A 6,022-nucleotide genomic window follows, 5' to 3' on the forward strand; every position below is an offset into this window, starting at 1 on the left:
TCACATATGGACGGGCCAGGGCGGTGCGGGCGGGGTGACCCGCCTCCTCCGCACCGTCACGGCCGCGATTCCCAGGCCGAGCCCCGTGGCGGCCAGGACCAGTCCGAGCAGCCCGCACACAAGCCAGCCCAGAAGCCGGGCCGGACCTCCGACGACGCGCCCCTTCACATCGCCGACGGCCACCGTGCCCTGGTGACCGTCGCCCGCGAAGAACCGTGAGTCCACGGAGTTGACCCGGTGGTCACCCAGCACGAACAGCCGGCCTTCGGGCACCTTCACGTCATACGGCCGGTGCACACCGTCGGCGATGCCGTCCTTCACATACGGCTCCTGAAGCGGCCGCCCGTTGACGGTGATGCGTTCCTCCGTGCCCGCGCCGCAGCACACCACATGGTCGCCGCCCACACCGATCACCCGCTTCAGCACGGCCTCGCCGGAATAGCGGTCCGGCGTCGCGAAGAGGACGACATCCCCTCTGTGTATCTCGTCCCCATCCAGCCGCTGCACGACAAGCTGCCGGCCGACGCCATACGTGGGCTCCATGCTTCCGCCCCTCACCGTGACCCCCGTATAGGCCGTTCGCACATACAACAAGGAGCCCACCAACAAGATCAGCCCCAGTGGCAGCGTCAGCCACGCCCAGAGCGCCAGTGCCCGGCCCTTAGCCATCGCCAACCCCTCCCCGCGCGGCGCATCCGCACGCGCAGAGAGAGGCTAGCGACAGTCTGCGGATCACCTGCGCGGGGCGCGGCCCCTCGCCTGACACCTTCCTCACACGGGACGCCGCCTTGGACGCTCCTTCCGGCGCCCCGGACTCCGGGGCACCTCCCCTCGGGAATCCGAGCACAAAGACACGGAAACATCCTGCTCATCCAGGTTTGCCGACTTCCGCCGGGCTGCCCCGGGCACCGCGCGGCCCTCTCCGCCACGTCCGGGGACCGACGTGATGTGTCCGGAGGCGGACTGGGGACCGCCGGGTCCTCCGGTGTAGCTTGGGACGGAGCCAGACGTCGCTGCTGATGGCGGTCGGGCGGCCCCACGCGGGCCGACCGAGGGAGAGAGGGCCTCCGACGGACTGCGCTGCGCGCACGTGGGCATGCCTGTGTCCTCTTCGGGCACCCCTGTGTCCGCCGCCGCGCAGACCAGCCCTACCCACCTCGACCCGACTCCGAGGAGCACCTCGCAATGACGACTGTCGACAACCGACAGGACTTCAAGGTCGCCGACCTCTCCCTGGCCGAGTTCGGCCGCAAGGAGATCACCCTCGCCGAGCACGAGATGCCCGGTCTGATGGCGATCCGCAAGGAGTACGCCGAGGCGCAGCCCCTGGCCGGCGCCCGCGTCACCGGTTCCCTGCACATGACCGTCCAGACCGCCGTGCTCATCGAGACCCTGGTGGCGCTCGGCGCGAAGGTCCGCTGGGCCTCGTGCAACATCTTCTCCACCCAGGACCACGCGGCCGCCGCCATCGCCGTCGGCCCGAACGGCACGCCCGACAACCCCCAGGGCATCCCCGTCTTCGCCTGGAAGGGCGAGACGCTGGAGGAGTACTGGTGGTGCACGGAGCAGGCGCTGACCTGGCCGGACAGCCCCACGGGCGGCCCGAACATGATCCTGGACGACGGTGGTGACGCCACCCTCCTCGTCCACAAGGGCGTCGAGTACGAGAAGGACGGCAAGGTCCCGGCCGTCGAGACCGCCGAGTCCGACGAGCACCGCGTCATCCTCCAGTTGCTGCACCGCACCCTGGGCGAGAGCCCCCAGAAGTGGACCCAGCTGGCCTCCGAGATCCGCGGCGTGACCGAGGAGACCACGACCGGCGTCCACCGCCTGTACGAGATGCAGCGGGACGGCGTCCTGCTGTTCCCGGCGATCAACGTCAACGACGCGGTCACCAAGTCGAAGTTCGACAACAAGTACGGCTGCCGCCACTCCCTGATCGATGGCATCAACCGCGCCACCGACGTCCTGATCGGCGGCAAGACCGCGGTCGTGTGCGGCTACGGCGACGTGGGCAAGGGCTGCGCGGAGTCCCTGCGCGGACAGGGCGCCCGTGTGATCGTCACCGAGATCGACCCGATCTGCGCGCTGCAGGCGGCGATGGACGGCTACCAGGTCACGACCCTCGACGATGTCATCGACAAGGCCGACATCTTCATCACCACGACCGGCAACAAGGACATCATCCTCGCGTCGGACATGGCGAAGATGAAGCACCAGGCGATCGTCGGCAACATCGGCCACTTCGACAACGAGATCGACATGGCCGGCCTCGCCAAGATCCCCGGCATCGTCAAGGACGAGGTCAAGCCGCAGGTCCACACCTGGACCTTCCCCGACGGCAAGAAGATCATCGTGCTGTCCGAGGGCCGCCTGCTGAACCTGGGCAACGCCACCGGTCACCCGTCGTTCGTGATGTCCAACTCCTTCGCGGACCAGACGCTGGCCCAGATCGAGCTGTTCACCAAGCCCGACGCGTACCCGACCGGCGTGTACACGCTGCCCAAGCACCTCGACGAGAAGGTCGCCCGCCTCCACCTGGACGCGCTCGGCGTCAAGCTGACCAAGCTCCGCCCCGAGCAGGCGGCGTACATCGGCGTCGACGTCGACGGCCCGTTCAAGCCGGACCACTACCGGTACTGACCGAGCCCTGGAGCAGGCCCCCGCACCCCCGTGCCGGCGGCCTGCTCCATTGGCCCGACCGGCGGGACCGGTCGATGCCCGGACCGGGCAGACTGGCCGACGGCCGGACCATGGCGGACCGGCCGGACCAGCCCGTCACACCCCAGGACCCTCATGCCCCGCGGCCGATATTCGCTTCACGACCCGCACGACGACACCCTCCTCGCCGAAGAGCACTTCCAGTGCGCGCCCGGCCCCTCCGGCTGGCGCTATGTCTCCCAACTGACCACCCCCTCCGGCGATCACGCCGGATCCGTCGACCTCGCCCTCGACGACCTCGGCCGCCCCATTCGCCTCGAACTCCACGCCGGCGGCTGGCAGGTGCGGGGGGCCGCCCTGGAGGGCGTCACCTGGGTCCGCACCGACCCCACCGGCGCCCATGCCGCCGAAGGCAATGTCCCCGCCCACGCCTTCACCGGCACGTCCCCCGCATTCCTCGTCGCCACCGCACGGCTGCTGCGCCTCACCCCCTCCTCCGCCGCCACGCGCGTACGCCTCGTCGCATTCACCGATCCGGTCCTCGCCCCCCGCACCGTGGACCAGTCCTGGGCCCTGATCGCAAGAGAAGCACACCCCACTGACAACGACCCTCTGATCGTCGACGAATACCAGGTCACAGCCCTGGACACGGGGGAGCGGCACACTGTCCACATCGCCGGCGACATCGTGCTCGCCGCGCCCGGCATCGAGCTCGAACACCTCGAGTCACCGCCGACGGCGTTCACGTGACCAGGCGTGCGGCGGACCGTTACGCGGGCGGCACGAACCCGGTGGAGCGGCGGTCCGCCGACGGTGCGGCGGCCTGCGCGGTCGCGGGCCGCCCGTCCTCCAGCCGGCCGTCAGCCGACGCCCGAGGCCGGCCAGTGGGCTGCGGACGGCCATACGTCTGCGGCCGGGCGGCCGTCCCGGACCAATCGTCCACGCCACCCACGCCGGCCACGCCGGTCTCTGCGCTGTCCCCGCGGTCCACGTCGTTCGCCCCGGGAGCCGACCACGTGCTGCCCCAGCCCTGAGGGGCAGGGGCCTGCCGAGGTGCCGGAGCGTGCCCGTCCGGCATCTGCTGCGCCTGCGGACCCACCCCTGCGGCAGCCTCCTCGGCCCGGCCACCCTGCGCCCGCCGCGCGTCCCGGGCCTGGCGTTCGTGCACCACCGCCGCCAGATACGCGGCCGGCGGGACGCCGTGCGGCGCGGGCGTCCCCGCAAGAGCCGCGAGATCCGAGGCGAGACGCTCCGCCATCGCCCAGCCCACCTGTGGATCCAGGTACCGCATCCGCGTCAGGTATTGCCGGATCGCCAGCCACAGCCCGTCCGGAACCGCCGAAAGGTCCAGGTCGGAGAATCGCCCGGCAAGCCAGGGCGGCGGCGGGGGCACGAGGCCCATGCGTCCCGCCGGCACTCGCTCCCGCACGACCAGCGTGCCCGCGAACACATCCCCGAGGCGCCTGCCCCGGGCCGACACCAGCGAGGCGATGCACGCGACGACCCCGAACGTCATCAGGATCTCGACCACACCGACCGCGCCCCGGACCAGCGCATGGCGAAACCGAATCGGTCCTCCGTCGTCCCGCACCACGCGCAGCCCACAGGCGAGCTTCCCCAGCGAACGGCCGAGGCTCAGGGTCTCCAGCGCGATCGGGCCGCCCACCGGCACGAGGATGAAGACCGCGATCGACACCGCGATCTGCGCGGCCTCGTCCAGACCCGACGCCGACGCCACAAGACCGATCATCACGATGACATAGGCGGTCAGCGCCACCACCAGGTCGAGCATCACCGCGAGCGCTCGGCTCGGCAGTTTCGCCGGGCGCAGCTCAAGCGCCACCGCCTCGCCCGTCACCAGTCCACTCATGCCAGCCGTCCTTCCCCTGAGCCACCCCGGGATACGACAGTCTGCCAAGCTGAGGACACATCGCGCTCCAGTGCGACAAGCTGACACGCAGTACGAGAGGACGAGGAGCAGCCCGACCCATGGACCTCGATGTGTTCGTGTCCGCCCACCGCGCCGAGTGGGACCGCCTCGAGGCCCTGCTGCGCCGCCAGCGCCGACTCACCGGAACCGAGGCGGACGAACTCGTCGCTCTCTACCAGCGCACTGCCACCCATCTCTCACTGATCCAGTCGAGCGCGCCGGATCCCCAGCTCACGGGCCGGCTCAGTCAGCTGGTGGCACGCGCGCGCAGTGCCGTGACGGGCACACGCCGTGCCTCATGGCGCGATGTCACCCGCTTCCTCACCGAGGGCTTTCCCGCCGCGGTCTACCGCTCGCGCCGCTGGTGGGTGCCCACCGCGTTGCTCTCCACGGTGATCGCCGCGCTCCTGGGGTGGTGGATCGGCACCCACCCGGAGGTCCAGTCCTCGATCGCCGCCCCCGGCGAGCTCCGTAACCTGACGCGCCCCGGCGGCGAGTACGAGACGTACTACTCGAGCCATCCCGCTGCCGCCTTCGCCGCCGAGGTGTGGACGAACAACGCGCGGGCCGCCGCGATGTGCCTGGTCCTCGGCATCTTCCTGGGCCTCCCGGTCCTCTGGATCCTCTTCGAGAACATGCTGAACCTGGGCGTGGGTGTCGGCCTGATGTCCTCAGTGGGCCGTCTCGACACCTTCCTGGGGCTGGTCCTCCCGCATGGCCTCCTGGAACTGACCGCCGTCTTCGTGGCCGCCGGAACGGGTCTACGACTCGGTTGGACACTGATCGACCCGGGCCCCCGCACCCGCCGCAGCGCTCTCGCGGAGGAGGGGCGGGCGGCCCTGGGGATGGCGATCGGACTCGCCCTCGTTCTCTTCGTTTCGGGCGCCATCGAGGGCTTCGTGACCCCGTCCGGCCTTCCCACCTGGGGGCGGATAGGGATAGGTGTCGCCGCTGAGCTGGCCTTTCTCGCGTATGTGTTCGTCCTGGGCGGCCGCGCGGCACGGGCTGGTGACACGGGGGACCTGGAGGCGCACGAACGGAGCGCGGCCGTCCCTACGGCGGCGTGACGCGGGGTGACCTGCCGGATGTGCGTCGCCCTTCGTTGACCTGCTAGTCTCCTCTTCGCCGCGCAAGACCTGTTGACACGGGTCGAGCAAGGAGGTAGATTCGAACAGTTGCCTGGAGGTGGACCTCTCCACCACGGGACCTTGAGAACATCTACCCGCTTCCGGAATATCGATCCGATCGACTCAGATTGATCGTGGTCGACTCTGCGGAGCACCTCCCGATGATTCAGAAATGGGCGCCGGTCAATCGGCCCCGAAACCTCTGATAAAGTCGGGAAAGCCGGAAAGGGAAACGCGAAAGCGCGGGAACCTGGAAAGCGCCGAGGAAATCGGATCGGGAAGATCTGATAGAGTCGGAATCACC

The 6,022-nt window shown here is 69.9% G+C and carries 5 protein-coding genes; 3 read left to right on the forward strand and 2 right to left on the reverse strand.

The window, feature by feature from the left end:
- A complete protein-coding gene (lepB, locus tag ABZ823_RS17455; RefSeq protein ID WP_361660318.1) occupies window positions 1-669 on the reverse strand; it encodes a signal peptidase I in 669 nt (222 codons plus the stop codon).
- A 516-nt stretch (window positions 670-1,185) separates the two neighbouring features.
- On the opposite strand from lepB, the gene ahcY reads away from it, so the two are divergent.
- Together ahcY and ABZ823_RS17465 are read left to right on the forward strand one after the other, a co-directional pair.
- Entirely contained in the window at window positions 1,186-2,643 is a 1,458-nt protein-coding gene (gene ahcY, locus ABZ823_RS17460) for an adenosylhomocysteinase (RefSeq protein ID WP_361660322.1), read from the forward strand.
- 153 nt (window positions 2,644-2,796) lie between these two features.
- A complete protein-coding gene (locus ABZ823_RS17465; protein ID WP_361660324.1) occupies window positions 2,797-3,411 on the forward strand; it encodes a hypothetical protein in 615 nt (204 codons plus the stop codon).
- Between the two features lie 19 nt (window positions 3,412-3,430).
- Here the strand turns inward: ABZ823_RS17465 and ABZ823_RS17470 are convergent, their stop codons facing one another.
- Entirely contained in the window at window positions 3,431-4,531 is a 1,101-nt protein-coding gene (locus ABZ823_RS17470) for an RDD family protein (protein ID WP_361660327.1), read from the reverse strand.
- Window positions 4,532-4,650: 119 nt separating this feature from the next.
- Here ABZ823_RS17470 and ABZ823_RS17475 point away from each other — a divergent pair, with 119 nt between their 5' ends.
- Window positions 4,651-5,658, forward strand: coding sequence for a stage II sporulation protein M (locus tag ABZ823_RS17475; RefSeq protein ID WP_361660330.1), 1,008 nt, complete (start codon window positions 4,651-4,653; stop codon window positions 5,656-5,658).
- Window positions 5,659-6,022: the final 364 nt, after the last annotated feature.

It is taken from the genome of Streptomyces sp. NPDC047079, assembly GCF_040643755.1.
Classification (GTDB): Bacteria; Actinomycetota; Actinomycetes; order Streptomycetales; family Streptomycetaceae; genus Streptomyces.